Source organism: Roseovarius sp. MBR-79 (assembly GCF_053628555.1).
Window position 1 is genome coordinate 1 of the sequence record NZ_JBRJGP010000028.1, and the last position, 24,334, is coordinate 24,334.

General features: G+C 63.9%; 31 protein-coding genes and 1 pseudogene. 7 read left to right on the plus strand and 25 right to left on the minus strand.

The window, feature by feature from the left end:
• Nucleotides 1-108: 108 nt before the first annotated feature.
• Nucleotides 109-422 (minus strand): annotated as a pseudogene (locus tag ACSSV8_RS18010) (hypothetical protein); the annotation flags it as partial.
• 278 nt (nucleotides 423-700) lie between these two features.
• Complete coding sequence (locus tag ACSSV8_RS18015; RefSeq protein WP_454283360.1) at nucleotides 701-1,429, minus strand: Crp/Fnr family transcriptional regulator; 729 nt, start codon at nucleotides 1,427-1,429, stop codon at nucleotides 701-703.
• A gap of 177 nt (nucleotides 1,430-1,606) precedes the next feature.
• On the opposite strand from ACSSV8_RS18015, the gene ACSSV8_RS18020 reads away from it, so the two are divergent.
• A complete protein-coding gene (locus tag ACSSV8_RS18020; protein ID WP_354540569.1) occupies nucleotides 1,607-1,840 on the plus strand; it encodes a hypothetical protein in 234 nt (77 codons plus the stop codon).
• A 20-nt stretch (nucleotides 1,841-1,860) separates the two neighbouring features.
• Here the strand turns inward: ACSSV8_RS18020 and ACSSV8_RS18025 are convergent, their stop codons facing one another.
• Both ACSSV8_RS18025 and ACSSV8_RS18030 read right to left on the minus strand, forming a co-directional pair.
• The gene (locus ACSSV8_RS18025) at nucleotides 1,861-2,016 is read right to left on the minus strand and encodes a DUF3309 family protein (protein WP_454283361.1); all 156 of its coding nucleotides are present in this window, start codon (nucleotides 2,014-2,016) and stop codon (nucleotides 1,861-1,863) included.
• A 195-nt stretch (nucleotides 2,017-2,211) separates the two neighbouring features.
• Nucleotides 2,212-2,409, minus strand: coding sequence for a hypothetical protein (locus ACSSV8_RS18030; RefSeq protein WP_454283362.1), 198 nt, complete (start codon nucleotides 2,407-2,409; stop codon nucleotides 2,212-2,214).
• Between the two features lie 285 nt (nucleotides 2,410-2,694).
• Here ACSSV8_RS18030 and ACSSV8_RS18035 point away from each other — a divergent pair, with 285 nt between their 5' ends.
• The 4 genes from ACSSV8_RS18035 (at nucleotide 2,695) to ACSSV8_RS18050 (ending at nucleotide 5,319) form a co-directional block, all read left to right on the plus strand.
• Complete coding sequence (locus ACSSV8_RS18035) at nucleotides 2,695-3,216, plus strand: hypothetical protein (protein WP_454283363.1); 522 nt, start codon at nucleotides 2,695-2,697, stop codon at nucleotides 3,214-3,216.
• Between the two features lie 139 nt (nucleotides 3,217-3,355).
• The gene (locus ACSSV8_RS18040) at nucleotides 3,356-4,489 is read left to right on the plus strand and encodes an extracellular catalytic domain type 1 short-chain-length polyhydroxyalkanoate depolymerase (protein ID WP_454283364.1); all 1,134 of its coding nucleotides are present in this window, start codon (nucleotides 3,356-3,358) and stop codon (nucleotides 4,487-4,489) included.
• Nucleotides 4,490-4,554: 65 nt separating this feature from the next.
• Nucleotides 4,555-4,902: a hypothetical protein gene (locus ACSSV8_RS18045; protein WP_454283365.1), complete on the plus strand. Its 348-nt coding sequence runs from the start codon at nucleotides 4,555-4,557 to the stop codon at nucleotides 4,900-4,902.
• 174 nt (nucleotides 4,903-5,076) lie between these two features.
• Nucleotides 5,077-5,319, plus strand: coding sequence for a hypothetical protein (locus tag ACSSV8_RS18050; protein WP_454283366.1), 243 nt, complete (start codon nucleotides 5,077-5,079; stop codon nucleotides 5,317-5,319).
• Nucleotides 5,320-5,398: 79 nt separating this feature from the next.
• Here the strand turns inward: ACSSV8_RS18050 and ACSSV8_RS18055 are convergent, their stop codons facing one another.
• Together ACSSV8_RS18055 and ACSSV8_RS18060 are read right to left on the minus strand one after the other, a co-directional pair.
• The gene (locus ACSSV8_RS18055) at nucleotides 5,399-5,785 is read right to left on the minus strand and encodes a hypothetical protein (protein WP_454283367.1); all 387 of its coding nucleotides are present in this window, start codon (nucleotides 5,783-5,785) and stop codon (nucleotides 5,399-5,401) included.
• Nucleotides 5,786-5,791: 6 nt separating this feature from the next.
• Nucleotides 5,792-6,067: a DUF883 family protein gene (locus tag ACSSV8_RS18060; protein ID WP_354540561.1), complete on the minus strand. Its 276-nt coding sequence runs from the start codon at nucleotides 6,065-6,067 to the stop codon at nucleotides 5,792-5,794.
• A 423-nt stretch (nucleotides 6,068-6,490) separates the two neighbouring features.
• Between ACSSV8_RS18060 and ACSSV8_RS18065 the strand changes: the two genes are divergently transcribed.
• The gene (locus ACSSV8_RS18065) at nucleotides 6,491-6,703 is read left to right on the plus strand and encodes a DUF3185 family protein (RefSeq protein WP_454283368.1); all 213 of its coding nucleotides are present in this window, start codon (nucleotides 6,491-6,493) and stop codon (nucleotides 6,701-6,703) included.
• A 65-nt stretch (nucleotides 6,704-6,768) separates the two neighbouring features.
• Nucleotides 6,769-6,960, plus strand: a complete 192-nt coding sequence (locus ACSSV8_RS18070; protein WP_354540559.1) for a Thivi_2564 family membrane protein — start codon at nucleotides 6,769-6,771, stop codon at nucleotides 6,958-6,960.
• A 25-nt stretch (nucleotides 6,961-6,985) separates the two neighbouring features.
• Here the strand turns inward: ACSSV8_RS18070 and ACSSV8_RS18075 are convergent, their stop codons facing one another.
• The 19 genes from ACSSV8_RS18075 to ACSSV8_RS18165 form a co-directional block, all read right to left on the minus strand.
• A complete protein-coding gene (locus tag ACSSV8_RS18075) occupies nucleotides 6,986-7,399 on the minus strand; it encodes a hypothetical protein (RefSeq protein WP_454283369.1) in 414 nt (137 codons plus the stop codon).
• A 203-nt stretch (nucleotides 7,400-7,602) separates the two neighbouring features.
• A complete protein-coding gene (locus ACSSV8_RS18080) occupies nucleotides 7,603-7,791 on the minus strand; it encodes a hypothetical protein (RefSeq protein ID WP_354540557.1) in 189 nt (62 codons plus the stop codon).
• Between the two features lie 257 nt (nucleotides 7,792-8,048).
• On the minus strand, nucleotides 8,049-9,176 hold the full coding sequence (locus tag ACSSV8_RS18085; protein WP_454283370.1) for an ABC transporter permease: 1,128 nt from the start codon (nucleotides 9,174-9,176) through the stop codon (nucleotides 8,049-8,051).
• On the minus strand, nucleotides 9,177-11,900 hold the full coding sequence (rbbA, locus tag ACSSV8_RS18090; protein ID WP_454283371.1) for a ribosome-associated ATPase/putative transporter RbbA: 2,724 nt from the start codon (nucleotides 11,898-11,900) through the stop codon (nucleotides 9,177-9,179). It lies immediately after the preceding gene.
• Complete coding sequence (locus ACSSV8_RS18095; RefSeq protein ID WP_354540554.1) at nucleotides 11,897-12,877, minus strand: HlyD family secretion protein; 981 nt, start codon at nucleotides 12,875-12,877, stop codon at nucleotides 11,897-11,899. Before ACSSV8_RS18095 ends, rbbA begins: the two co-directional genes overlap by 4 nt.
• A 94-nt stretch (nucleotides 12,878-12,971) precedes the next feature.
• Nucleotides 12,972-13,904, minus strand: a complete 933-nt coding sequence (locus tag ACSSV8_RS18100; protein WP_354540553.1) for a carbamate kinase — start codon at nucleotides 13,902-13,904, stop codon at nucleotides 12,972-12,974.
• A 1-nt stretch (nucleotide 13,905) separates the two neighbouring features.
• Nucleotides 13,906-14,907 carry an ornithine carbamoyltransferase gene (gene argF, locus ACSSV8_RS18105; RefSeq protein WP_454283372.1) on the minus strand — a complete coding sequence of 334 codons (1,002 nt, stop codon included), beginning with the start codon at nucleotides 14,905-14,907 and terminating at the stop codon, nucleotides 13,906-13,908.
• A 30-nt stretch (nucleotides 14,908-14,937) separates the two neighbouring features.
• The gene (gene arcA / locus ACSSV8_RS18110; RefSeq protein ID WP_454283373.1) at nucleotides 14,938-16,161 is read right to left on the minus strand and encodes an arginine deiminase; all 1,224 of its coding nucleotides are present in this window, start codon (nucleotides 16,159-16,161) and stop codon (nucleotides 14,938-14,940) included.
• Complete coding sequence (locus ACSSV8_RS18115; RefSeq protein ID WP_454283374.1) at nucleotides 16,158-17,591, minus strand: YfcC family protein; 1,434 nt, start codon at nucleotides 17,589-17,591, stop codon at nucleotides 16,158-16,160. The genes arcA and ACSSV8_RS18115 overlap by 4 nt, the downstream gene beginning before the upstream one ends.
• Nucleotides 17,592-17,692: 101 nt before the next feature.
• Nucleotides 17,693-18,502 carry a F0F1 ATP synthase subunit gamma gene (locus ACSSV8_RS18120; RefSeq protein WP_354540548.1) on the minus strand — a complete coding sequence of 270 codons (810 nt, stop codon included), beginning with the start codon at nucleotides 18,500-18,502 and terminating at the stop codon, nucleotides 17,693-17,695.
• Complete coding sequence (locus ACSSV8_RS18125) at nucleotides 18,495-19,997, minus strand: F0F1 ATP synthase subunit alpha (protein ID WP_454283375.1); 1,503 nt, start codon at nucleotides 19,995-19,997, stop codon at nucleotides 18,495-18,497. Before ACSSV8_RS18125 ends, ACSSV8_RS18120 begins: the two co-directional genes overlap by 8 nt.
• Nucleotides 19,987-20,736, minus strand: a complete 750-nt coding sequence (locus ACSSV8_RS18130) for a F0F1 ATP synthase subunit B family protein (protein ID WP_454283376.1) — start codon at nucleotides 20,734-20,736, stop codon at nucleotides 19,987-19,989. Before ACSSV8_RS18130 ends, ACSSV8_RS18125 begins: the two co-directional genes overlap by 11 nt.
• The gene (locus ACSSV8_RS18135) at nucleotides 20,733-20,978 is read right to left on the minus strand and encodes a F0F1 ATP synthase subunit C (protein ID WP_454283377.1); all 246 of its coding nucleotides are present in this window, start codon (nucleotides 20,976-20,978) and stop codon (nucleotides 20,733-20,735) included. The genes ACSSV8_RS18130 and ACSSV8_RS18135 overlap by 4 nt, the downstream gene beginning before the upstream one ends.
• On the minus strand, nucleotides 20,979-21,662 hold the full coding sequence (locus ACSSV8_RS18140; RefSeq protein WP_454283383.1) for a F0F1 ATP synthase subunit A: 684 nt from the start codon (nucleotides 21,660-21,662) through the stop codon (nucleotides 20,979-20,981).
• Nucleotides 21,659-21,925, minus strand: a complete 267-nt coding sequence (locus tag ACSSV8_RS18145) for an N-ATPase subunit AtpR (RefSeq protein WP_454283378.1) — start codon at nucleotides 21,923-21,925, stop codon at nucleotides 21,659-21,661. Before ACSSV8_RS18145 ends, ACSSV8_RS18140 begins: the two co-directional genes overlap by 4 nt.
• Entirely contained in the window at nucleotides 21,922-22,203 is a 282-nt protein-coding gene (locus tag ACSSV8_RS18150) for an AtpZ/AtpI family protein (RefSeq protein WP_454283379.1), read from the minus strand. Before ACSSV8_RS18150 ends, ACSSV8_RS18145 begins: the two co-directional genes overlap by 4 nt.
• The gene (locus tag ACSSV8_RS18155) at nucleotides 22,200-22,607 is read right to left on the minus strand and encodes a F0F1 ATP synthase subunit epsilon (RefSeq protein WP_454283380.1); all 408 of its coding nucleotides are present in this window, start codon (nucleotides 22,605-22,607) and stop codon (nucleotides 22,200-22,202) included. Before ACSSV8_RS18155 ends, ACSSV8_RS18150 begins: the two co-directional genes overlap by 4 nt.
• 8 nt (nucleotides 22,608-22,615) lie before the next feature.
• Nucleotides 22,616-24,022 carry a F0F1 ATP synthase subunit beta gene (gene atpD, locus ACSSV8_RS18160; protein WP_454283381.1) on the minus strand — a complete coding sequence of 469 codons (1,407 nt, stop codon included), beginning with the start codon at nucleotides 24,020-24,022 and terminating at the stop codon, nucleotides 22,616-22,618.
• A 128-nt stretch (nucleotides 24,023-24,150) separates the two neighbouring features.
• Nucleotides 24,151-24,334: hypothetical protein (locus ACSSV8_RS18165; protein WP_454283382.1), on the minus strand; the 184-nt coding region annotated here is incomplete at its 5' end.

A 24,334-nucleotide genomic window follows, 5' to 3' on the forward strand; every position in this document is an offset into this window, starting at 1 on the left:
TGTCCATGGATGGCTCCCTTTGTTGGCCGTTTCACAGCACCCAACATGGCACATTGCGATGCCGAAAGCGGGAGCCATCCACTTCATCAATGGCGGACAATTCCCGCCGTCATAGATACCGCGTCCAGGGACGCCGCCAAAGACCCGGAACGCGTGCCAGTGGCATCGAACAGCATCTCATGGGGAGAGGGCGAAACAGGATTGATCCAGTGGATCAATCCCGCCCTGAACGGGCGGAGCCCCGTCTGCAACGGATAGGCACGCAACAGAAAGGCCCGGCTGTGCGACAGCTTGATATGGGCCATCTGAAGCTTGGTGCGCTCGCCGCCCAGAACCGCAAAGTCTTCGCTCCAGTCAAACTGAGAGGCTTCGCCAGGATCAAAATGCGGCGGCACAAAAGTCCCGCGCCCCGTCGTCCGCTGTATAACCCGATGGATTGGGCAGTTGGGTGATGACCCAAAAACACCTGTGCCCGGCACCGCAGACAAGATGAAAACCGTCAAGGCAGCCTTCGGGGGGACCAAAGCGGGCCCCAAGAAGGACACGGCGCTGAGGCATCCGAACACAGCCGAGAAGGCGCACACCGCGAAAAAAACGACAACGACTGCAACCGCGAACTCAACGCGACCACGCACGCACTGGCGTAAGCTTTGGGATAGCGGAAAGACCCCGTCATGGCGGCACTTGCCGGAGTGGGGTTTCACCGTAGGAGCGGGCCGTCGTGATCGAGATAGCCTGTGTCAAAGCCTGATACGTCCCTGAGGCGGTCGAGGTTGTCGAAGGTGACGCGGCCTTTTTGAAAGGTGAGCAGCCCTTCATTGCGCAGATGGCGGAGCACGCGGTTGACATGGACCGCACTCAGCCCGAGTGCATCAGCGAGATGATATTGAGTCAGCGGACAGGGGAACCCTGTCTTGTCGCCCAATCCCACCAGCCGCAGGCGCGCTCCAAGTTCGAGCAGCAGATGGGCCATGCGCTCTTCGGCGGACCGGCGACCGATGTTGACCAGATGTTCCACCACCATCGCCTCGTCGCGCGACGCCGCCCAGAGAACAGCGGTGCCAAGGCGCGGGGCATGCGCGAAAGCATCGAAAATATCGGTGGCGAGAACCTCGGAGGCCTCGATGCGCGTGACCGCCTCGCTGCTGTGATCCGAAGTGCGGAAGAGGATGCTGCGCAGCCCCAGAAAATCGCCCGGAACCTGGAAATCCACGATCTGGCGGTCGCCGTCGGGCAGAACCTTGTAAGAGACGGCCCAACCTTCGGCGAGGATGAAGGCGGAGGCGTTGGATTGCCCCTCATGGAGCATCTCATGCCCCGGCAAAAAGGTTCGCCTGCGTCGGTGAAAGCGTGCGAGCGTTTCGAGATCGACCTCCGACAGAGCAACGAAAGCCGAGAGCTTTTGGGTCAGGGGGCTGTCCAGGGGCAACGTTCGACCTTCCATGAGAAAGTTGCGGCTGAGGTATCACCGATACCGATAGCCGGAACATGCGCGGACAAAACTGCTCTGCATCAGTCCACCCTAGCAGGAGATACCTATAATTGCGACCATGTTGCAGGTCCGTGAGGATCGACGCAGCAACCTCGAGTAGAAAGTGAAACTGACATGTCCCTTCCGCCTGACACCGCCGGAACCGCCGCCTTGGCAATTTGCGAGTCGTTGCTGCTTGCCCTGAACGATCACAACATCCTACCAGAGAAAGAGATTGTCGGCATTCTCCAGGATGCCGCCGCCGCGCATGCGAACGCCCCGTCCAGTGATGACGAGGCGCTGCACAGGTCAGTAGCAGTCTTGATCAACGGTATTCTGGCCGGGGGCAATTCCGTGCGCCGGCGCTGAGGGCGGCATCGGCACCGCCGTCAGAGGCGTCCGGTAAAGACCAGTACGATCAGGATGACAAGAACAACGCCGAGCCCGCCACTTGGCCCATATCCCCATGACCGGCTATGCCCCCAAGTTGGCAGCACGCCGAGCAGGACTAGGACGAGAAGAACGATGAGAATGGTGCCAAGCATGATGTTTGCCTTTTTTTGCTGTGAAGGTTCGGATGTCTTGGTGTGCAGGGAGCGGGACTGCGCGGCTTGATCCTGTGGAAGCCGTTTCGGTCCCCTTCCGGAAAACCTGCGGACGCGTATGTGGTCACGAAGGATGTTTTCGACCGCGCGCGGCCGTCTGGTCCATGGCGCGCGGCCCAGAGATGGCCGCCGTGATCAGACCAAGGCCTCGATGGCGGCGCGACATTCCTCCAGACACATGGTTTGATCATTGAGCGCGAGCGCGGTCTGCGCCGCCCGGAAATGTGCCAGGGCCTTGGTCTTGCCCGGACCACCGGGGGCGTCGCAGCATGATTTCCAGGTGTCGTTCATCTGGTGCGACATGGATGTAAAGAGCGGTCGATCTGATGTCACGGTCGGTTCCTTGGAGTGGTCATAAAAGGGGCAAGCGCTCCGCTTGCCAAATAGGTTGGGATGGCCCCAGTCCATATCAAACTAGGGGATGAATCGAGCGCTTAGGCTGATCCATGTAAGTATCGAGCCGTGTTTTTCCTGCGACAAGCAAGGCACGAGCGGGCGGATCTGCGAAGAGCCCGCGGATGTTCGAACGTCACATCACATCCGGACAGGGAATGCGCGTTCTGGCCTCAAGGCCTTGACGCCTGGCTCTGCCGGTGAGAGCAAATCAAGGATATTCCTATGAAACTTCTTCACACCACAGCCATATGCTGCGTCTTTGCTCTGGCTGCCGCCGGTCCTTTGGCCGCTGCGGGCAAGACCCTCTCCGGGGTTGCCGTCAGCTCTGATCTGAGCGCCTATGAGGACAACAATGTTCTCAAATACTGGCCGACGCTCGAAGAGGATATCGCCACGGCGATCGCCTCGAAACTGACTGTGGATGAGAGTGCCGATGCACCGCGCATTTCGGTCGAGATCAACAAGGTGGCGATTGATGGCGACACCAAGTTGCCGGACTCGGGCGAGTTCAACACGCTCGAAGGCACCGTGACCACCCATGAGGGCAACAACAACGTCAACTCGGTGTCCAAGGGCCAGACCCGCGATGCCCTGATCGGCAGCTATGCCCTGCGCATGACAGCAATCAGCGGCGAGCGCGTGGTGCCCGATGGCTGGGTCCTGGTGGCCCCGTCTCAGGAGGATTTCTACAACGCCCTCATCAATGCCTATGCCACGACGATCGTCGAGCGTATCGCGGAGTAACCACGAAACCGAGACGCCGGACTGACAGCTGTCGGTCCGGCATTTTCCGCATCGGGACAGGGGTCCGAGAGGGCGAGACCGGGACGCAGACGATGTGCGCCCTGCCCGGTCGGATATCACCCCCCCGGAGGAGTCCTGAATGATGACGAAGCGCCCGCGTGTGACAAGGCCCGGCAGCCTCGCCCGCTCGGCCTTGTCGCTGCAGACCGCCTTGAGCGGCTTTGTCGTCAAAGCGGCCTTGCTCCCGTTCAAGACGCGCCGCGCCGCTGCGCCGGTCGGACCCAAGGCAGGCAAGGCAGGCGGGGGCAAGCGCACGATGGGAAGCGCCATCCGGCAGTTGCGCCGCGCCCGGTCGCTTGTCCCCTTGTCCACCATCCGCGCAGGCGGAGGCGGAGGCCAGAAACTCCCCCGTATTCCGACCGGGGCAACCTATCTGACGCGCAAATATCGCAGCGCCACAGGATCGCGCAGCTACAGGCTCTACCTGCCTGCCAGCCACCCCAAGCGGCCCAAGGGTCTGATCCTGATGCTGCACGGATGCAACCAGACCCCGGATGATTTTGCCATCGGCACGCATATGAACGACTTGGCCGAACGGCATGGGCTGGCGCTTGCCTATCCGGCGCAGACAAGGCGCCAGAATGCGGCCGGGTGCTGGAACTGGTTCAAGCCGGGAAACCAGATGCGTGGCATGGGCGAGCCCGCCATTCTGGCCGCGCTGACGCGCAAGCTGATGCGGGAGTTCGGCCTTGGCCGCGATGCGGTCTTTGTGACCGGTCTCTCGGCGGGCGGGGCCATGGCGATGATCCTTGCGGATGTCTATCCGGATGTCTTTACCGCCGCCGGGGCGCATTCCGGCCTTGCGCGCGGGGCGGCGTGGGATACGCTGTCGGCGATGAGCGCGATGCATAACGGCGGCGCCCCCAACGGGGCTCTTGTCCCGGTCATCCCACCTGCCCGTCCGGTGCGCCGGATCATTTTCCAGGGCGCGGAGGACCGCACGGTCAACCCGCTCAACGCCGGGTTCATCGTCGCTGCGGGCATGGGCGGAGAGATCACGCCGTGCAAGGAGGTCAGGCGGGCGGTGCGCGGGCGGGACTATTGCCGCAGTTCCTATGCGGACCCCAAGGGCGCGGTCCGGATCGAGCTCTGGATGATCGCGGGCACGGGGCACGCATGGTCCGGGGGCCGTGCCGCGGGCTCTTATACCGATCCGAAAGGGCCCGATGCCTCGGCGCAGATGGTGCGGTTCTTTCTGGACACACCGATCTGAGAGCGCCGGGCGCCCAATCGGGTGAGACCGGCACGAGACGCATTTACCACGAAAGGCACAGGGCCATGACAGATGAAGCTACCCTCTGGGCGATGGAAGAGCGGTTCTGGACCGAAGGTGCCAACAGCGCCCGGACGATGACAGCCAAGGGAGCGGTGTTTGTCTTTCCCTATCCAGTCGGCATCCTGCGGGGCGACCAGATCTGGCGCGAAGGACTGGTGGCGCAGCGGTGGCGCTCGGTCGGGCTCTCCGAGCAGTGCTTTGCCCGGGAAAAGGACGTGGCGATCCTCGCCTATCATGTCTCGGCCGAACGCGACGGCACGCCGATCTACGAGGGCTATTGCACCTCGTCCTACCTGAACGACGATGGCACCTGGCTGCGGATGGCGCATCAGCAAACACCCACCTCCTGAGCCTTTCCCTCGCCGTTTGGCAGGGCCGGGATTTGTGCGTGAAATGACGTCAGGCCGCAGGCAGCCCTAACCCAGATCAGTCGCACCACGGTCAGGCCATGACACTGTGGACCGGTCTGGTGTCTCCGCTGCGCAGTCTTTTGCGCAGGCCGCACCAAGGAAAGGACAAATGCGATGGGCCATCATGGGTTAAAGATCGGGCATAAGTTGAAGATCGGGGCCGTCATTCTGGCGGCGGCGCTGCTTGCGGCCTGCACGAACGCGGATGGAAGCGCCAACAAGACCGGCACAGGGGCCGTCATCGGGGGACTCACTGGCGTAGCTGCCGGGCAGATCGCCGGGGGTGGCACCGGGGCGACAGTGCTCGGTGGTGCGGTCGGGGCCGGGGTTGGTGGGTTGATCGGGGCAAACCAGTAGGGGCGTTGAGCGCGCCACGGCCGTGACGTCTGTCGGGGTTTGGCTGTGATTATGCCTGCCTTGTTCGCGCGCCGGACCCTCAGGACCGGCGCGTCAGAACAAAGGCCAGAAGAAAGGCCGCAAGCGGCAAGAGTGGCCGCGCGGACCGGCTGAGCGCCCAAGCAAGGGCAAGATCGGCCTCGCTGCGCGCCTGTGCCTTGCGGGCCCGTGACATCCGGCGGGCCACAAGCGCGCGCCCAGCCAGATGCACTGCCACCGCCAGCAACGCGATCAGCACCGCCCCGACCAATGCAGCTAGCGGAAACCCGAACCAGCCGGTCAGGGCGGCCAGACCAGAGGCCAGCAGCAGCGACGCCGATATAAGGACCAGCGCTGTCGTCAGGGTCGCGGCCGCCGCTCTGAGGGCCGCCGCGCCTGTCCGGGCGGCAAAGACATCGCGCAGCGAAGAGAGCAGCGGCATGCCCATCGCGGTTCAGCCCTTCCGCGTGACAAGGCCAAGCAAAAGACCGATGCCCGCAGCAATGCCGATTGCGGTCAACGGATGCCCCAGCACCGCATTGGTCGCGGTGGTCTGGACCTCGCGCCCGGTCTGGCCGATTTTGCGCCCGGCGACCTCGAGACCTTGGGACATGTCGTCGGTGATCGTCGCGGTCAGTTGCGCCAGATCGGCGCGCAGGGTCGCGATCTGCTGGCCGATGTCGTGCTCGGACGCGGCGATATTTGCGTTCAGGGGGAGGGATTTGTTCATGAGATAACTCCAAACAGGGGGTCGGGTGCCACGGGTCGTGCCGGGGCTCACTTTGCTGCGCCTGTGGGCGGGAAGGAGGCGGAGCCGGTCAGCGCAATCCCAGAAAACCCAGGATGAACACGACGACCACAATCATGCCTATGATGTAGATGATCCCGTTCATTGCGCGGCCTGCCTTTTTGGGGAAGGCCGAGATTGGCCATCCTTTGAGCAACCCTAGCGATGCGCAAGACCGGCGACACAACATGGATCAGTATCATTGGAGGTTGCCGCACGAATTACCCCTTGGTGGGCAAATCCAGAGAAATCCGGGTCTCGCTGATCCAGGTCAGTGCGGGTGCGCTGCAAAGTGCAATGGTAATCCTTCACCGCCGCATCTCGCGGCGGCAAAGGTCGGGCCATACCCGCCTCAGGAGGTCACCGATGACACAGACACCCATCGCCGGTCTTGTTGCGCTGTCCGTCGGCACAGCACTTCTCTTCTTTGCCTGGAGAGGCAGCAATGCCCCGGTCGATCAACTGAGCGAGGCGATGACCGGTCGCTTCACGGGCGATACGATGTGGTTCATGATCGCCGGCCTGATCGGCGTCGTGGCGGGCGGATCGCTGCTCCTGCGGGGGCTGGTCCGCAGCTGACCCAAGAGCGGGCGATCCCGGAATACGGGGCCCGCACCCGGCCCCAAAACACAAGGAAACCATTCATGTCCCTGGTAAATCTTATCGTCACGCTGGTCGTCGTCGGCGTCGCTCTCTGGGCAATCAACACCTACGTGCCGATGGATCGCAAGATCAAGTCGATCCTCAACGTGGTCGTCGTGATCCTCGTGATCCTCTGGCTCCTGCGCGGCTTTGGTCTGATGGGCGACATCGGCGCAATCCGCGTCGGCGGATGACAGGCCACAACGGCCAAGACACGGCTCAGTCCCCGGCCCCCATCCCCCCAACAACCGCCTGAACAACCAGAAGCACAAACGACACAACCGCAAGAAGCGTGCCCCAAGACACCGTCAGCCCCGTTGGATGAGCCTTCAATTGCCCGCCGTCCACCGCGTGCGCGGGCAAAAGGCGCGTCAGATCATCTGCGATCGCCTGATGGTCGCGCCCGAGCAGGGGCACGTCGTAAGAGCGCGCGAGCAAGAGGCTTAGACGGGTTCTGGCCGCCTCGCGACCCAAGGCGGCAAGGTCTGCCGCCTCTGCCCATGGATCGAGGTTCAGACGTGCCAACACGGAGAGGACGCTGACCGTTCTGCCTGCCCAATCCTCGCCGACTGAGGCATAGAGAAACCGCTCGAAGGCAGGATCGTTGGGGTTGAGGATGGTCGATACTGACATGGGTTTTCCTTTGTTGGGGCCTGCGGCATTGGCAGGCAGGAAAGCGGCCGGTCCCCACGCCTCAGGGGACATCGAGAAAGGTGCCGCACACGGACGGGCAGTGACCGGTCCAGTGCATTTTGATCACGGCGGATCATTCCGCAAATCAAGGGGCCGCCCTCCACGAGGGTGAGCGGCCCTGTAATCACGCTAAAACGATACGATCACGCGAGAGCGAGATTCGCCGCGTCGAGTTCCTTGTTCGTCTCGGCGTCATTCTTCGCCGTATGCGCCTTTTCGGCAGCCTGATAATGCTTCAGAGCGGCATCTTTTTTCGGGCCAGCGGGTGCCTTGTCCCAACGTGCCTTGACGGCGGTCATTTTGCCTGCGGTCTTGTTCTGTTCGGGAGTCATGGAGGTGTCCTTTCATAGACCACCCGACTTCAGGTGGCGCAAAAGCGGAGCAGTGAGTTGTAACTGCCTGCTCCGCTTCTTACGCAACACGAATACTCGGGAGAATTGCCGCCAGGATCTGGCGGACAATGTATTGATAGGCGTGTCCCTGTCCGGTCGCACTGATGCAGGTTAACCTAGGCCTAGAACCGGCACCAACCACGGCATCAGCCGGTCTGAACGCGCGGTAAAGCGCCGATGCACCAGTGCCGCGCAGTCTAGGCCGCCGCCGCAAGGGCCGCCCGGAATCGCACCAGTGCGAGCCCGAAGAACACCGCACCAAGCCCCGCCATCGCCGCGAGAGAGGGCCAGACCGCCTCTGGCCCCGCGCCGCGATGCAGGACGGCTTGCGCGAAGGCAATGTAATGCGTCGAGGGCAGGGCCTGCACCGCGTTTTGCAGGGCGGGCGGCATGCTCTCGAGCGGGGTAACTCCGCCAGAGAGCAGGTTCATCACGACAAAGACCGGGATCGACAGCAACCCGAACTGCGGCATCGTCGTGGCCACGGTCGAGAGCAGCACCCCAAGCGAGACAACGGCGAAGAGATAGAGGCCGGTCCCGGCAGCAAAAAGCGTCGCCGAGCCATTGATCGGCACGCCCAAGGCAAGCCCCACCACCAGCCAGAGCGACAGCATCGCTGCCGCCAGAATCACAAGGCCGTTGGCCCAGACCTTGGCCAGCACGATTTCGGCGGCGGTCACGGGCATCACCATGAGGTGCTCGATTGTGCCATGCTCGCGCTCGCGGATCACGGCCGCGCCGCCCAGCACGATGGCGAGGATGGTGACATTGTTGATGACCTGCATCACCGCCATGAACCAGCCGGAGTCGAGGTTGGGGTTGAATTTCGCCCTTATGATCAGCTTGACGGGCAGTGTGGACGCGCCGTCGCCACGGTCAAGGAACGCTGCCGTTTCCGCAGCGATAATGGCCTGCACATAGCGCGCGCCATTGCCCGCTGTCGTCATCGCGGTCGCATCGACGTTGAGCTGGATCACCGGCCGCCGCCCAGCCAGAAGATCGGCCTCGAAGCGCGGCGGAATGTCCAGAACGAAGGCATAAAGCCCGCCGTCCATGCCGGCATCCACCGTCTCTGCTCCGATCAGCACAACCGGTTGGAAATAGGGTGGCAGGAACGCCCCCGCGATGCGTGCCGAGATGGCCGAGCGGTCCTCGTCCACAAGGGCTATGGCGGCGTTGCGCAGTTCGATCTGCACGCCGCGCGCCACGGTATAAACAGCCCCGGTGAAGGTGTAGAGGATCAGCGCCATCAGCACCGGGTCACGAAGAATGCTATAGAGTTCCTTGATCCCCAGCCGAAAGACGATGGCGAACCCGCGTCTCATTCAGCGCTCCTGCTTGCCGAGCAGCAAGGAAGCCGCAATCCAGTAGAGACCGCAGAAGAGCGCCAGTGCCAGATGATCCGGCCAGAGCGTGCCAAAGCCGAGGTCCTTGTTGAAGACGCCCGCGCTGATGCGTTGAAAATAGAGCGCCGGAAAGCTTTGCCCGATCACCACCGCCGCCCCTTCGAGGGTCGAGACCGGGTAGAGCATCCCGGAGAAGTTGATCGTGGGGATCATCACGATGATCGAGGTCGCAAAGATTGCCGCGATCTGAGAGCGCACAAAGGTCGAGACCACCAGCCCGAACCCGGTCGCCGCCGTGATCAGCAGAAGCGCGCCCAGGATCAGCGCCATCGGGTCCTGAGGCCATGGCAGTCCGAAGGCTACCAGCATCAGAGCTGCAAGGCTTAGGAAACTCGCCATCCCGACCGCCACATAGGGGGCCTGCTTGCCGATGAGAAGCTCGATCCTTCTGGCAGGTGCGGCGTAGAAATTGACGATCGAACCGATTTCCTTTTCCCGCACCACGCCCAAGGCGGTCAGCATGGCGGGGATCATGATTAGCAGCATCATCAGCACGCCGGGCGGGATCGCGTGCCGCGACAGGAACGCTTGGTTGTAGCGAAAGCGCGGTTCGACGGTCGCGGGCTCGGCGGGCGGCGGCACGCCGGTTTCCTGCATCGCCACTTCGCGCAGGTGCCCGGCCAGCACGCCCTGCACATAGCCTCGCCCGGTCTCGGCGCGGGTGGTGTTCGAGCCATCGAGCCAGACGCCGATTTCGGGGGGGCGGCCCGCCAGCAGGTCGCGCCCGAAACCGGGCGGAAAGACCAGAGCCACGGACATCTCGCCGCGCATCATGCGCCGGTCAAGGTCGGCAAGATCGGTCAGCGGGGGCTGTTGGGCGAAGTAGCGCGAACTCGATAAGGCAGCGCCTGCCATCCGGCTCTCGCGCGAGCGGTCCTGATCGAGGACGGCATAGCGCAGGTTCTCGACATCAAAGGTGATGCCAAAGCCCATCGCCAGCATCAGCACGACCGGACCCAAGAGAGCAAAGCCAAGCCGGATCGGATCGCGGCGAATTTCCATCGCCTCACGCCGCGCGAAAGCCCAGAGGCGCGCGGGGGAAAAGCCCGGTGTTCCCCCGGTCGGGGAGGCCGCAGGCGGGGTGGCAGGTGCTGCGTTCGTGGCCGGATCGACACCTGCGCCCGCATCGGTGAGATAGCCGATGAACGCCTTCTCCAGCGTTGCCGCACCGCGGGCCTCGCGCAGGGCATCGGGCGCGTCTTGCGCCAGAACGTGACCCTCGTGCATCAGCGTGATGCGGTCGCATCGTTCGGCTTCGTTCATGAAATGGGTCGAGATGAAGATCGTCACGCTCTCGTTGCGGGACAGATCGACCAGCAGCGCCCAGAACGCGTCGCGCGCCACCGGGTCAACGCCAGAGGTTGGTTCGTCAAGGATCAGAATTTCGGGGGCATGCAGCACGGCCACGGCCAGTTGCAGACGTTGGCGCACCCCCAGCGGGAGGGCATCGGGGGCCGCATCCGCCACGTCGCGCAGATCGAAACGGTCCAGAAGAACCTCGACCCTTGGGCTGCGCTCGGCGCGTGGCAATTGGAAGAGGTCGGCGTGCAGCTTGAGGTTTTGCCGCACCGTCAACTCGCCATAGAGCGAGAACGCCTGCGACATATATCCGACGCCGCGCCGTGCGACGAGACCGTCCGCGCCAAGCGGTGTGCCGAACAGCCGGGCACTGCCCGCGCTTGGCGTGAGCAGGCCGGTCAACATCTTCATCGTTGTCGTCTTGCCGCAGCCGTTCGAGCCGATAAAGCCAAAGATTTCGCCCTGTTCGATGCAAAAGCTCACGTCGTCCACGGCGGTAAAATTGCCGAAACGCATCGTCAGCCCTTCGGCCTCGATTGCGGGCGGGCCTTCCGTGGCGACGCGTGGCGGAACCGTGACCGCGACGTGACCCCGCCGTGCATCCTCGGGCAGCAGCGCGACAAAGGCCTCTTCCAGTGATGCGGCCGCGCCTTTCAGGGATGTTGGTGCCCCTTCGGCCAGCACGCAGCCGTCATTCATTATCACCAGCCAGTCAAAACCTTCGGCCTCTGACATGGTGGCGGTGGCGGTCAGCACGCTCATGGTGGGTCGGCGGGCGCGGATTTGCGAGATCAACTCCCAGAATTGACGCCGCGAAAGCGGATCGACGCCGGTCGTCGGCTCGTCAAGGATCAAGAGGTCGGGTTCGTGAACCAGCGCGCAGCAGAGCGCGAGCTTTTGCTTCATGCCGCCCGAGAGCTTGCCTGCAGGCCGGTCGGCAAAATGGCTCAGACCTGTGCCGCGCAGGAGTTCTTCGATCCGCGCCGCGCGCTCGGCGGTGCCTTGCCCGAAGAGCCGCGCAAAGAAATCCACATTCTCGAAGACCGACAGGGTGGGATAGAGGTTTCGCCCCAGCCCTTGCGGCATGTAGGCGATGCGTGCGCAGACCGCACGCCGGTGGGATGCCGCGCGCATTGACCCGTCTAGCGTGCGCACCTCACCGGTCTGGAGCCGCCTTACCCCGGCCACGAGCGCCAAAAGCGTCGATTTCCCCACCCCGTCAGGCCCGATCAGACCCACCATCTGCCCTGCCGGGATCGTCACGCTGACGTTGTCGAGGGCAAGGGTTGCGCCGTATTTGTGGGTCACGGCGTCGAGCCGCGCAACGGGTGGCGGCGCGGTCATGGCAGTTTGACCGCCAGTGCCTCGGGCCAGACGGCGTCGGGGGCGATGCGGACCACGGCGACGCCCGGCAGCCCGGTCTTGACGAGGGCGTGGTAACGGGTCAGCACCTCGCCGGGGATTTTCAGCCGGACGCGGAACATGAGCTTTTCACGTTCGCTCTCGGTTTCGACGTATTTCGGGGTGAACTGCGCGGCGGCTGCGACAAAGGAAACCTCTGCAGGGATCACGAATTCGGGGGCAGCATCGAGTGTCAGCCGCGCCTCGGCCCCCATCGCGAGCCGTCCGGCCTGGGATGTGGGTAGATAGATGTCCATGTAGACATCGCGGAGATCCAAGAGCGAGACCACCCGCCCCCCGGTGGCAAGCACCTCTCCCGGCTCTGCCAGCCGATATTGCACCCGGCCTGCGCGCGGCGCGGTCAGCACATGATCGGCAAGGTCCGCCCGAAGTGCTGCGACCCGCGCTTGTGCGGCCTCTATCGCAGCTTGGGCCGATCCGCGGGCGGCCACCGCACTGTTGAGGGTGGCGACGGCGGTGGTCTCTTCCATTTGGCGCAGGTCGAATTCCTCGGCGGTGGCATAGCCGCGCTCAAGCAGGGTCTGCGCGCGGCCCAGTTCCGCGCGTGCCAGTGTCAACTCGCCCTCGCGCTGCGCGATCAGGGCCAGAGCCTGCACCTCTTGCTGCCGCGCTTGCCTTGTCGCGGCCTCGGCGGCGCGCAGCGTTGCCTCCAATTCGGTTGCCTCGATCCGGGCCACCACGTCGCCCGCCGCAACCATGGCCCCTTCCACGGCCAGAACCTCGGCGATCCGGCCTCCGAATTTGAGCGCGACATCTACGCGCGTTGCCTCGATCCGCCCATTCGCCTGCGCAAAGCCCGGCGGTGGTCCAGCGTCGCGATTGGCCAGCCAGAGCCAGACGCCGACCCCGATTGCGGTGGCGGTCGCCACGCCGACGACGCCTAGCAGAGTTCGGTTCATCAGATGGCTCCTCGGGCCAAGGGTCGCGATGAGAGGTTGCAGGGCGATGAGGCGCAGGGCTGTCGCCCCTTTCCCCCGCCCAATCAATCCCTGCTCAACCCGTTATTGCGCCAGCATCTTCGGGGGAAATCCGCGTTCCTCTGCGGCCTTCCAGGATCGCACGGGCATCCTCCAGCTTGCCGATCCCCGCGCGCTTGCCGCTGGCCCTGACAAAGGCCACGGCGGCGGAAACCTTTGGCCCCATCGACCCCGGCTCCAGTTCAAGATCCTCCAGCGCGGCGGGCGTGGTCACGCCGATCGCGCTCTGATCCTCGCGCCCGAAATTGCGCAGGACGGCGGCAACATCGGTAAGAAGCAGGAGCGCGTCGGCCTCGAGTCCAAGGGCCAGCAGCGCCGAGGTGCGGTCCTTGTCGATGACCGCCTCGACACCCTCCATCTCGCCTTTGGCGTTGCGCATGACCGGAATACCGCCGCCACCGGCGCAGATTACGCAATGGTCGGCATCAAGCAGCACCTTGATGGCATCGAGACCGAGAATGCGCAGCGGCGCAGGCGAGGGCACGGCACGTCGCAGCCCGCCAGAGGCCTCGGTGACCATGGCCCAACCGTGATCGTCATTTGCCTGAGCGGCCTCGGCGGCGGAATAGACGGGGCCGATGGGTTTGGTCGGGTTCTGAAAGGCCGGGTCCATTGGGTCCACCTCGACCCGGCTCAGAAGGGTGGCGCAGCGGGCACCCTTTGGCAGGGCGTTCATCAGTTCCTGTTCGATAAGATATCCGATCATCCCTTCGGTCTCAGCCCCCAGAATGTCCAGAGGCCATGGGTTTCCGGGCGCAAACTTGGCCGCATGCAGCGCCATCAGCCCGACCTGTGGGCCATTGCCGTGGGCGACGATGATCTGATGATCCTGCGCCAGATCGGCCAAGGCAAGGGCGGCCACGCGCACGTTGGTGTGCTGCGCCTCGGCGGTCATCGGCTCACCGCGCCGCAGAAGGGCATTGCCGCCAAGGGCTACAACGATCCGCATCTCAGGCGCCAATCGTGGCGACAAGAACCGCCTTGATCGAATGCAGACGGTTTTCCGCTTGATCAAAGACCTTGGATGCAGGCGACTCGAACACCTCTTCTGTAACTTCCATGCAGTCGATGCCATACGTCTGAAAGGTGGCCTCGCCGGTTTTGGTGTCGCGGTTGTGAAAGGCGGGCAGGCAATGCAGGAACTTGGTATGCGGCGTGCCAGTCAGGTCCATGACGTCTTGGGTGACAGTAAAGGGCGACAAAAGCGCGATCCGGTCCGCCCATACCGCCTCGGCTTCGCCCATCGACACCCAGACATCGGTATAGATGAAATCGCAGCCCTCCACGCCTTCGGCCAACTTTTCGGTCAAGGTGATCCGCGCACCGCTCGCCTCGGCCAGTTTGCGGCACTGATCGACCAGACCGGTCTCTGGCCAGAGCGCCTGTGGCCCGCACAAGCGGATGTCCATCCCAATCATGGCCGCGCCGACCATCAGCGAAGACCCCATGTTGCCCCCGGTGTCCCCGATAAAGCAAAAGGAAATATCTGAGAGGTGCTTGTGGGTGAATTCACGCATGGTCATCAGATCGGCGAGAATCTGAGTGGGGTGGAATTCGTCGGTCAACCCATTGTAAACCGGCACGCCTGCAAACTCTGCCAGCACTTCCGCCTCTGCCTGCCCGAACCCCCGATATTCGATGGCATCATAGAACCGGCCCAGAACGCGGGCGGTGTCCTTCATCGTTTCCTTGGTGCCGATATGGCTGCCGGATGGGCCGAGGTAGGTGACATGCGCGCCTTGGTCAAAGGCGGCAACCTCAAAGGCGCTACGGGTGCGGGTGCTGTCCTTTTCGAAGATCAGGGCGATGTTCTTGCCACGCAGCAATTGCGTCTCGGTGCCCGTCGTCTTGGCCTCTTTCAGGCTGGCCGCAAGGCGCAGCAGGAAGCGTAACTCGTCCGCTGTGAAATCCAGCAGTTTCATGAAACTGCGACCATGCAGGTTTTGTGGCATTGGGGGGTCCTTTCAAGGAGATGGGGCGCATCACAGGGCGTCGCGGATCAACGGGCAGGTCATGCAATGCGACCCACCCCGCCCACGTCCCAATTCGGCACCAGAAATGGTGATGACTTCGACCCCGGCCTTGCGCAAAAGCGTGTTGGAATGGGTGTTGCGGGCATAGCCCACGACCACGCCGGGCGAGATGCAGAGCAGGTTGTTGGCGTCATCCCACTGCTCGCGCTGCGATTCGTAGGCATCGCCCCCGGTGGGCACCGTGCGCAGTTTCTTGACACCGAGCGCCCCTGCCACGACATCGAGGAACGGGGCTGTTTCGGTTGCGACCTGCACCGTGCCGTTGTCGCCGGGCCGCAGCGAATAGGTCTGGATCGCGTCGGTCACTTCGGCAAAGACCGTGACCAGATCGCGGTCGCAAAAGGTGAACACCGTATCGAGATGCATAGATGACCGGGCGCGCGGAAACTGGCAGGCGATGACCCGGTCCGCCCCGCCCCCCGCAAAGAGCGCGCGCGCCACCTGTCCCACGGCTTGCGGCGTGCTGCGCTCGCCCATGCCGATCAGGACCGTGCCATTGCCGATGGGCATGACATCGCCGCCCTCCAGCGTGGCAGCGCCATGATCGACCATGGGATCGCCGAACCAGATCGGAAAATCCGCCCCGGCGAAATCAGGGTGAAAGCGGTAGATCGCCGTCAGGTTCAGCGTCTCAAGCCGTCGCGCGGGCCAGAACATCGGGTTGAGCGTGACGCCCCCATAGATCCAGCACGACGAGTCGCGGGTAAAGATCGTGTTGGGCATGGGGGCCAGCAGAAAATCATCCGGCAAGAGCATTGGCACCACCACGCCGCCTTCGGCGATCGGCAGTTCTGCCCGGCTCATGCCACCTATCAGGATGTGCGACAGCGCCTTGGCCGGCATCTCCATCAGACAGGCCAAGAGGTCAGCGGAGAGGCCCACCCCCACGGAATCGTCGTTGATCCGCGCCTCAAGCAGCCATCGGCGTGCCTCGGGGTTGGTCAGCACCTCCTCCAGCATCTCGCGCAAGAGCACCACCTCAACCCCGCGTTCGCGCAGGGCATCGACGAATTCCATATGGTCGACACGCGCCTGTTTGACCCAGAGCACGTCGTCGAACAGCAGGCTTTCGGCATTGGCCGGCGTGAGGCGCGCCATCTCTGATCCGGGCCGGTGGACAAGGACGCGGCGCAATTGGCCCGCTTCGGAATGAACGCCATAGGTCAGGGTCATGGTTGGGTGCCTCCCAGCACGGTGGATATGGCAAGGGCTGCCATGATGATGAGGGTCAGGACGACAAGCAGCGGCCATACAAAGCGCAGCCAGCGTTCATAGGGCACGCGGCCAATGGCGAGGCCCCCCATGACCACGGCGGAGGTGGGCGTGATTAGATTGACCATGCCGCTTGCCGTGGCAAAGGCGGTGACGACCAGTTCACGCTTGACCCCTGCGAAATCGGCCACAGGGGCAAGGATCGGCATCGACAGGACCGCCAACCCTGAGGTGGAAGGCACAAAAAAGGACATCCCCACCTCGATCCAGTAGATCACAAGGATGAAAGTGGTGGGCGTAAGACCCGCCACGCTGCCTTCGGCCGCGTTCAGGATTGTGTCGGTGATGAGGCCTGCGTCCATCACCACGACGATGCCGCGCGCCAGACCGATGATCAGCGCCACGCCCAGCAGATCGCGGGCACCGTTCACGAAACTCTCGACCAGCTTGCCCTCGCCCAGACGGGCGACAAGGCCGATCACGATGGCGGCGGCCAGAAACAGCCCGCTCATTTCCGCCATCCACCAGCCGCCGACCGAGACGCCCCAGATCATCACGCCGAATGTGAGCGCAAAGAGGATCAGCACGACCTTGTGCAAACCGGTGAAGGCTGCCGCCTCTGCCGGTGTTTCGGACAGGAAATGCGCCTCGTTCTCAGCCTGTTTGTCAAAGACCAGCGATTTGGTTGGATCGGCCTTGACCCGTGCGGCATAGCGCATCACGAAGGCGACCGTGACCGCAAAGCTGAGGGCCAGAATGATCAGCCGCAGCGCAAGACCGTCGGCAAAGGTCACACCCGCCGCGTCCGAGGCGATGACGGTTGAAAAGGCGTTGATGGTAGAGCCCAGAACCCCCACCCCGGCCCCAAGCAGGATCACAGCCACCGCCGTGAGCGCATCGTATTTGGCAGCGATCATCACCGGGATCAGGAGGACATAAAAGGCCAGCGTTTCCTCGGCCATGCCATAGGTCGTGCCGCCAAGGGCAAAGAGGCCCATGAGAAACGGGATCATCCAGGTCTCGCGCCCCTTGAGCCGCACCATGGCGCGGGCGATGCCTGCGTCAATCGCCCCTGTGGCCGTCACCACGCCGATGAACCCACCGATGATCAGCACGAAGAGCGAAACGTCGATGGCGTTCGCAGTATATTCCAGCGGGTCGTAAAATCCCGCGATTGGGGCGAGGATCACATCGAAAATCCCCTGCGGATTGGCATCCGTCGGCGCATAGCTGCCTGCCACGGGCACATCCTTGCCCAATGCCTCGGACGGAACGCGCGCATATTGCCCCGCCGGTATGATCCAGGTCAGCGCCGCCACCAGAATGATGAGTGCAAAGAGGATGGTAAAGGCAGAGGGGAATCGGAACCCCGTTTTGTGGTCGGATGGCATGGACCTGCTCCCTTGGCCTAGGTGTCATGCGGAGCCTAGGCCTTCGGGGATGGCGTCAGGCTGATACAGGTTAGGAAAGCCCGTCTAACTTTGCGCGGCTGTCAGCGCCCTGCCATCGCACCCGCTGCGATTTCGATGATCTCGGCGGTGATCGCCTCTTGCCGAAGGCGACGCGCGAGGGCCTGAAGATCATCCAGTTCTGTCGCGATGTGTCGCGATGCCGCCGACATCGCGGCCATGCGCGCCTCGTTCTCGGACACGAAGGCATGGAGCGCCGCACGCGTCAGAACTGCATGTAGCCTGTCAAGCCCAAGATTGGCGGCCAATTCAGGGGCCGAAATGTTGGTCAGAGAGGTAGGGGGCCGGACTGCGTCATCTGTGGGCGGCAACGGGAAAAGGTTGCGGGATGCAACCCGCGCTTGCCCATGTTCCCAGATGGTGTGGATCACCGAGACGGCGCGCGCGCGCCCGTCTGCAAATACCGCCTCAAGCAGTCGGTCCGCGAATTTTGGCAGGCTGGCAGAGTGCGACGGCATCGCAGAGACCCAGACCGGGACAATCCCGCGCGCGGCCGCAACCGCAGCCCCCCGACTGCCGATCAGAAATAGATCCGCCTCGGCCTGATTTGCGCCCACGCGGTCCAACACCCGCTCTGAGAACGCCCCGACAAAGCCCTGTTCCGCGCAAAAAACGATAAGTGCTGCGCGCGTGCCGTTCTCTGGCGCTTGCATGGCGCGCCCTGTCGTAGCCTGTTGCAACGCTGTCGCAAGGAGATTGGCGTAATCCTCGACGGCGGCAATCTGGCTGCGGGCGGTGCGGGCGCGAGCCCCGGCGATGCCGGTCATCGCGCGCACGACGCTGCCCAGTTGACGGATGCCCTCGATCCGATCAGAGAGCGCCGCATCAGCCATCTGGCGCCGCCCGTTTGCCCAGAAGTGCGAGCAGCGCGGCGCGGTCGGAACCCTCCATCTTGCCCGTCGCCTCGATCCGGTGAACGACCGCGCCCGCGTCTCTGTCCAGCGTCCCAGCGAGCCCTGCGCGAAACCTGTCCACCGCCTCGGGAGTGAGCGCGTCGAGCAACCCCTCTTGAACCGCCAGCACGAGGGCGATTTCATCAATCAGGCGCATGGGCGCATGCTGATTCTGCCGCAGCACCGCGCGCAGACGCGCGCCGCGGGTCAGTTGCGCCTGCACGCGTGACTCCATCGTGCCGCCAAAGCGGGTGAACACCTCCATCTCCAGGAACTGCGCATAATCCAGCCGCAAGGATTTTGCCGCATCGCGCAAGGCGGGGGCCTGCGTCTTACCGCCCACCCGGCTGACCGAGACGCCCACATCGACCGCCGGTTTCTGCCCCTCTTGAAACAACCGCGCATCCAGCACGATCTGGCCATCGGTGATCGAGATCAGGTTGGTGGGGATGTAGGCCGAGAGGTTTCCGGCAACGGTCTGGGCAATCGGCAGGGCGGTCAGCGATCCCGCCCCCTTGGCCGCCGACAGTTTGGCCGCGCGTTCCAGCAGGCGGGCGTGGACATAGAACATATCGCCCGGATAGGCCTCGCGGCCCGGAGACTGGCGAGTGAGAAGGGCAATCTCGCGGTGGGTGGCGGCGTGCTTGGTCAGATCGTCGATTACGATCAGGGCGTGGCCGCCCTTGTCGCGGAAATACTCGGCCATCGTCATGCCGGCATAGGGGGCGATCCATTGCAGGCCGGGGGGCGTGGCGGGGCCAGCCACCACCACGATGCAGCGCTCGAACGCGGCATGGGTTTGCAGCGCATCGACCGCGCGGCGCACGGCGGATGTCTTTTGCCCGACGGCGACATAGATGCAGATCATGTCGGTGTCCCGCTGCGCAATGATCGTATCAATCGCCAGCGTCGTCTTGCCGGTTGCGGGGTCGCCCACGATCAACTCGCGTTGTCCCCGGCCAAGAGCAAAGAGCGTATCGACCACCAGCACCCCGGTCTGGACCGGATTTGTAACCAAATCCCGGTCGATAATGCCCGGTGCCGCGCGCTCGATGGGCAAGAGCGCCCCGGCCACGACCGGACCCTTGCCATCAAGGGCGCGGCCCAACGGATCGACGATGCGCCCCAGCAACCCCGCGCCCACCGGCACGCGCACCACATCGCCGGTGCCGCGCACAGCATCCCCCGCTTGCAGCGCCCGTGCGGCATCAAGCAGCACACAGCCGATCCGGTCCGGTTCCAACACCTGCGCAAAGCCAAACACCCCGCTGTCAAAGCGCAAGAGTTCGTCCAGCCGCAGATGCGGCAGGCCCGAGATCATGGCCACCCCGTCGGCCACTTCCTCGACCCGGCCCCGGTATTCGGGGGCTGGGGCTAATTTGGTGGCCTGCACGCGGGCGGCGGCCTCGTGCTGCCATGCGATGTCATGCGGCATCGGGAATAGTGTCCGTGTCGCGCAGGGCCGCCGCGATCCGGTCCAGATCGGCCCGCCACGAATTGCGCAGAATGAAATGCGGCGATTGCAGCTCCAGACCCGCGATCAGGTCCGGGTCGGTACGAAAGCTCAGGTCGGGCACTGTGCCAAGCGCCTGAGCGATGGCTTGGGTCATCCGCGCCTGCGTGGCGCTGTCGGGCTTGGTCGCGCTGACCAGGTCGAGGCGCGCGCCTGCCAAGGCCCGGCGGTCGGCCTCGGGCAAGGCTGCGAGCGCGTCTGTCAGCCAGCCGAGGAAGGCTGTCGTGATGCTGTCCTTGTCCAGCCGCGCCAAGAGTTTGCCCGCAATGGTCAGCGCCAAGCCTTGGGCGTCGCTGATGGCGCTTTCCTTCAGGGTCTCGGCGGCACGGACACGGGCGGATTTGGCGGTATCATGAAGCGCGTCAGCCTCAGCCTGCACCTCTTGCAGCAGGCGGGCGCGGGCGCTCTCGGCCTCATCGCGTGCGGCCTCCAGCATCGCCGCGCGCTCTGCGTGCAGACCGGCGCGGGTTTCTGCAATCCCGGCTAGAGCCAACTCTGCCTCTGCCACTTTGGCCCGCGCCCCGTCCAGCAGCGCCTGCACCTTGGCCTCACGTCCCGTCACCAGTGCCGCGACCGGTTTCCAGAAAAACCGATGCAACAACCAAATCAGCACAAGGACATTGACTGACTGAAAGCCAAGGGTCCAGAGATCGAATGTCATGGCAGCATCGGGTTGGCGAAGAGCAGCAAAAGCGCGATGACCAGACAATAGATCGCCGTCGTCTCGATCATCGCAAGCCCTACGAAGAGCGTGCGCGAGATGGTGTTGGCGGCTTCGGGTTGGCGGGCGATGGCATCCATCGCGGCGGCAACCGCGCGCCCCTCGGCCAGTGCCGGTCCGAGGGCACCAAAGGACACCGCGAAAGCGGCGCAAAAGATGCTGATTAGGGGGATATATTCCATTCAGGACTCCTTGGTGGGGGATTTGCCCTTCTCAACGGCTGAGGTGATGAACACCATCGACAGAACCGCAAAGATGTAGGCTTGGACGGCGCCGGTCAGCAGATCGAGCACCATGAGCGGGATCGGCACCAAGAGGGCGGCCAGCGATCCGACAATGGCGATGACGAACACCCCGCTCATCACATTGCCAAAGAGGCGCACGAACATCGAAAAGCTGCGCGTGACGCTTTCGAGCATGTTAAGCGGGATCATCACCGGGTTGGGCCGTGCAAAGCCGCGCAGAAAGCCACCCACACCGCCGCCCCGGATGCCAAAGAAGATGATCGACAGGAACACGAGGCCAGCCAAGGCCGCAGGCGTTTCCATCGTGGCGGTGGGGGGTGTTATGCCGGGGATGAGCGAGGACCAGTTGGCGGTCAGAATGAAGAGAAAAAGCGTGCCGACAAAGGCCCGGTAGGGCGCGGGTGCGGCCCCGGTGACACCCCGGATATGGCTGTCGACGGCACCCACCAGCAATTCCGCCGTGGCCTGCGCCGGCCCCGGCACCAGTGTCAAGCAGCGGGTCAGCAGGATAGCCCCCAGAACCAGCACCACCATGATGCCCCATGTCACCACCACAGCGGGCATGATCGGCACTGGCCCGACCATGAAGAGCGGCAGCGATTGCAGGGGGCTCTCCATCAGGCGGTCCGCCGCATCACGGCGAAACGCCCGATCAAGAGGCCCATGGCCGCCGCCAGCAATGGCCCGGCCCCTTGCAACGCGGCCACGATCAGAATGCCACCGAGGCCCACCATCCGCAGAAGCACCAATGCCAGACCGAACCACGGCGCACCCCGCCGCCCCGACAGCATCAGATCCGCGCTCTGCCGCACCATGTGGAAATAAATCAGGCCGATCAGGACGCCGCCCACAAGCCAGAGTGTGAGGATGAAAAAATCGCTCATGCGCTGCCCATCCAGCGCCACGCGAACCAGCCGCCAAGGCCAAGCCCGACCATCAGCAAGGGGGCCGTCCAGAAGAGCCCTGTATCAAACTGCCCGTCCAGCCATCGGCCCAGGGCGAGGCCGCCCAGCATCGGGGCCACGATGATCCAGCCCAGAACGCCGATCTGCGCCAGCCTGCGCCCCACCGAAGCTTCGCCGTCGTGGTCCCAGGCCGCGCGCCGGGCCTGATGGTTGCGCACTTCGCGGATCAGAGGATCGGTTTCGTCCGGGTCGCTCATACACCTGCCCCCCGTGACTTTGGTTGCAATCGGGACAGCATCTGCCGCATGGCGCTCAGGTGCAGCCGGGTGGTTTCCACATGCGCGACCCGTTCTTCATCCAGATCAGTGCGGAACCGGGCAAGAACGACACGGTCGAGCCTTGCCAGATCGTCGCCCGTCACTGCCTCGCGCGTGGCGATGGCAACATGACCCGCGCGCACCGCCATCGCCCCACCACGCACGGCGCAGAACCGGTCCGCACCGTCGGCCGTTGTCCAGGAGACCACCGAGATCGCAAGCCGCGTCACAAAATCCGCATGCCCGGGAAGGATGCCGAAACTACCGCTGGCATCCATGGCACGCAGGCTGAGGACGGGTTGATCGACGAGGATCGCCAGCGGTGTCATGATACGCAGGGACATGGGGCGGCTCATCGGGCGGCCATTTCTTTAGCGCGCGCCTCGGCCAGTGTGCCGACCATGTAGAGCGAGGCCTCGGCCCAGGTGTCTGCCTCTCCCTCAAGGATCGCGCGGCATCCGGCCAGCGTATCGACGCGGGCAACGGATTGGCCCGGCGTGCTGGTAAAGGCCTCGGTTACCGCAAAAGGCTGGCTGAGAAAACGTTGCAAACGCCGGGCACGGGTGACGATCTGCCGGTCCGCCGCCCCCAACTCGTCGATACCGAGCAAGGCGATGATGTCCTGCAATTCCGCGAAGCGTGCCAGCATTTCGCGCACCTGGGCCGCAACTGCATAGTGCTCCGCGCCAACCAGCGATGGGTCGAGCAGGGTCGAGGATGACGCCAGCGGGTCGATCGCGGGGTAGAACCCCTGGCTCGCCAAGGCGCGGCTGAGCATGATCACGCAATCCATATGGCCCGAGATGGTCGTGACCGCCGGATCGGTGAAATCGTCCGCAGGCACATAAACCGCCTGGATCGAGGTGACGGCCGCGCCCGCGACCGAGGCGATGCGCTCTTGCAATCCGGCCACCTCGGTGGCCAGCGTCGGCTGATACCCTACGCGCGATGGCAACCGCCCCAGCAGGCTTGATACCTCGGCCCCCGCCTGAACAAAGCGAAACACATTGTCCATGAGCAGCAGCACGTTACGGTGCTTTGTGTCGCGGAAATACTCGGCGATGGTCAGCGCCGTTAGCGGCGCACGCCAGCGGGCGCCGGGTGGTTCGTTCATCTGGCCATAGACCAGCACGGTGCCCGACAGAACGCCAGAGGCCGCCATTTCCGTCAGCAATTCATGACCTTCACGCGACCGTTCGCCAATGCCCGCGAAAACTGAAATGCCGTCGTATTTCTCGACCATGGCGTGGATCAGTTCCATCACCAGAACCGTCTTGCCCACGCCTGCACCACCGAACATCGCGGCCTTGCCGCCCTGTGCCATGGGCGTAAGCAGGTCAATCACCTTGATGCCCGTCTCGAACACCTCTGTGGTGGCCCCTTGCACGGCGAGGGGCGGGGGGGTGGCATGGATGGACCGGCGCGGTGTCTGTTCCGGCAGTGCCGGGCCCAGATCGCGGGTGGCCCCCGTCACGTCCAGAAGACGGCCCAGCACCGCCTTGCCAACCGGCACCGTGATGGGGGCACCCGTCGCGCTCACCACAACACCGCGCGCGAGCCCTGCTGTTGCTTGTAACGCCACTGCGCGGAGCGTGGTCAGGTCCAGATGGCTCTGCACCTCCAGCAGAAGGGGGCCGGGGCGGTCCCATTCGACGGCAAGTGCCTCGTTCAGCGCAGGAAGGGCACCCGTGTCATAGCGCACATCGACAACCGCACCACGCACGGCAAGGACGCACCCATTGGGGGTCGGTCGGGACAAGAGCGCTCCTTTGGCGATTCTTCAGGCCTCATCCTCGTCCATTCATAGGCGCGCTGTGCTGATCTGCGTCAGTCTCGCCGTCGCTGTTTGAAGCGGCTCACCTGCGCATCATAAACTGGGAAATGGCATTAGGGCACGATTGCTGTGTTGCAACGGTCAAAAATCGCGGCGCGGTCTGAGCGCTTCTGACTGACCGCCTCAAGGCCAGAACCAAGCCTGTCGGCCATCAGCGCCCATGGAACTGTTTGGGCTGATTGCATAGCGGAGGGTTTGCGGCTCATCTTAACCCTAGATGGAGTTGAAGATGATGAA

What these genes read in the sequence shown, in the direction of transcription:
- ACSSV8_RS18020 (WP_354540569.1), top strand. Translation starts at nt 1,607, where the DNA reads ATGTCCCTTCCGCCTGACACCGCCGGAACCGCCGCCTTGGCAATTTGC.
- ACSSV8_RS18025 (WP_454283361.1), bottom strand. Translation starts at nt 2,016, where the DNA reads ATGCTTGGCACCATTCTCATCGTTCTTCTCGTCCTAGTCCTGCTCGGC.
- ACSSV8_RS18035 (WP_454283363.1), top strand. Translation starts at nt 2,695, where the DNA reads ATGAAACTTCTTCACACCACAGCCATATGCTGCGTCTTTGCTCTGGCT.
- ACSSV8_RS18040 (WP_454283364.1), top strand. Translation starts at nt 3,356, where the DNA reads ATGATGACGAAGCGCCCGCGTGTGACAAGGCCCGGCAGCCTCGCCCGC.
- ACSSV8_RS18045 (WP_454283365.1), top strand. Translation starts at nt 4,555, where the DNA reads ATGACAGATGAAGCTACCCTCTGGGCGATGGAAGAGCGGTTCTGGACC.
- ACSSV8_RS18050 (WP_454283366.1), top strand. Translation starts at nt 5,077, where the DNA reads ATGGGCCATCATGGGTTAAAGATCGGGCATAAGTTGAAGATCGGGGCC.
- ACSSV8_RS18055 (WP_454283367.1), bottom strand. Translation starts at nt 5,785, where the DNA reads ATGGGCATGCCGCTGCTCTCTTCGCTGCGCGATGTCTTTGCCGCCCGG.
- ACSSV8_RS18060 (WP_354540561.1), bottom strand. Translation starts at nt 6,067, where the DNA reads ATGAACAAATCCCTCCCCCTGAACGCAAATATCGCCGCGTCCGAGCAC.
- ACSSV8_RS18065 (WP_454283368.1), top strand. Translation starts at nt 6,491, where the DNA reads ATGACACAGACACCCATCGCCGGTCTTGTTGCGCTGTCCGTCGGCACA.
- ACSSV8_RS18070 (WP_354540559.1), top strand. Translation starts at nt 6,769, where the DNA reads ATGTCCCTGGTAAATCTTATCGTCACGCTGGTCGTCGTCGGCGTCGCT.
- ACSSV8_RS18075 (WP_454283369.1), bottom strand. Translation starts at nt 7,399, where the DNA reads ATGTCAGTATCGACCATCCTCAACCCCAACGATCCTGCCTTCGAGCGG.
- ACSSV8_RS18080 (WP_354540557.1), bottom strand. Translation starts at nt 7,791, where the DNA reads ATGACTCCCGAACAGAACAAGACCGCAGGCAAAATGACCGCCGTCAAG.
- ACSSV8_RS18085 (WP_454283370.1), bottom strand. Translation starts at nt 9,176, where the DNA reads ATGAGACGCGGGTTCGCCATCGTCTTTCGGCTGGGGATCAAGGAACTC.
- rbbA (WP_454283371.1), bottom strand. Translation starts at nt 11,900, where the DNA reads ATGACCGCGCCGCCACCCGTTGCGCGGCTCGACGCCGTGACCCACAAA.
- ACSSV8_RS18095 (WP_354540554.1), bottom strand. Translation starts at nt 12,877, where the DNA reads ATGAACCGAACTCTGCTAGGCGTCGTCGGCGTGGCGACCGCCACCGCA.
- ACSSV8_RS18100 (WP_354540553.1), bottom strand. Translation starts at nt 13,904, where the DNA reads ATGCGGATCGTTGTAGCCCTTGGCGGCAATGCCCTTCTGCGGCGCGGT.
- argF (WP_454283372.1), bottom strand. Translation starts at nt 14,907, where the DNA reads ATGCCACAAAACCTGCATGGTCGCAGTTTCATGAAACTGCTGGATTTC.
- arcA (WP_454283373.1), bottom strand. Translation starts at nt 16,161, where the DNA reads ATGACCCTGACCTATGGCGTTCATTCCGAAGCGGGCCAATTGCGCCGC.
- ACSSV8_RS18115 (WP_454283374.1), bottom strand. Translation starts at nt 17,591, where the DNA reads ATGCCATCCGACCACAAAACGGGGTTCCGATTCCCCTCTGCCTTTACC.
- ACSSV8_RS18120 (WP_354540548.1), bottom strand. Translation starts at nt 18,502, where the DNA reads ATGGCTGATGCGGCGCTCTCTGATCGGATCGAGGGCATCCGTCAACTG.
- ACSSV8_RS18125 (WP_454283375.1), bottom strand. Translation starts at nt 19,997, where the DNA reads ATGCCGCATGACATCGCATGGCAGCACGAGGCCGCCGCCCGCGTGCAG.
- ACSSV8_RS18130 (WP_454283376.1), bottom strand. Translation starts at nt 20,736, where the DNA reads ATGACATTCGATCTCTGGACCCTTGGCTTTCAGTCAGTCAATGTCCTT.
- ACSSV8_RS18135 (WP_454283377.1), bottom strand. Translation starts at nt 20,978, where the DNA reads ATGGAATATATCCCCCTAATCAGCATCTTTTGCGCCGCTTTCGCGGTG.
- ACSSV8_RS18145 (WP_454283378.1), bottom strand. Translation starts at nt 21,925, where the DNA reads ATGAGCGATTTTTTCATCCTCACACTCTGGCTTGTGGGCGGCGTCCTG.
- ACSSV8_RS18150 (WP_454283379.1), bottom strand. Translation starts at nt 22,203, where the DNA reads ATGAGCGACCCGGACGAAACCGATCCTCTGATCCGCGAAGTGCGCAAC.
- ACSSV8_RS18155 (WP_454283380.1), bottom strand. Translation starts at nt 22,607, where the DNA reads ATGTCCCTGCGTATCATGACACCGCTGGCGATCCTCGTCGATCAACCC.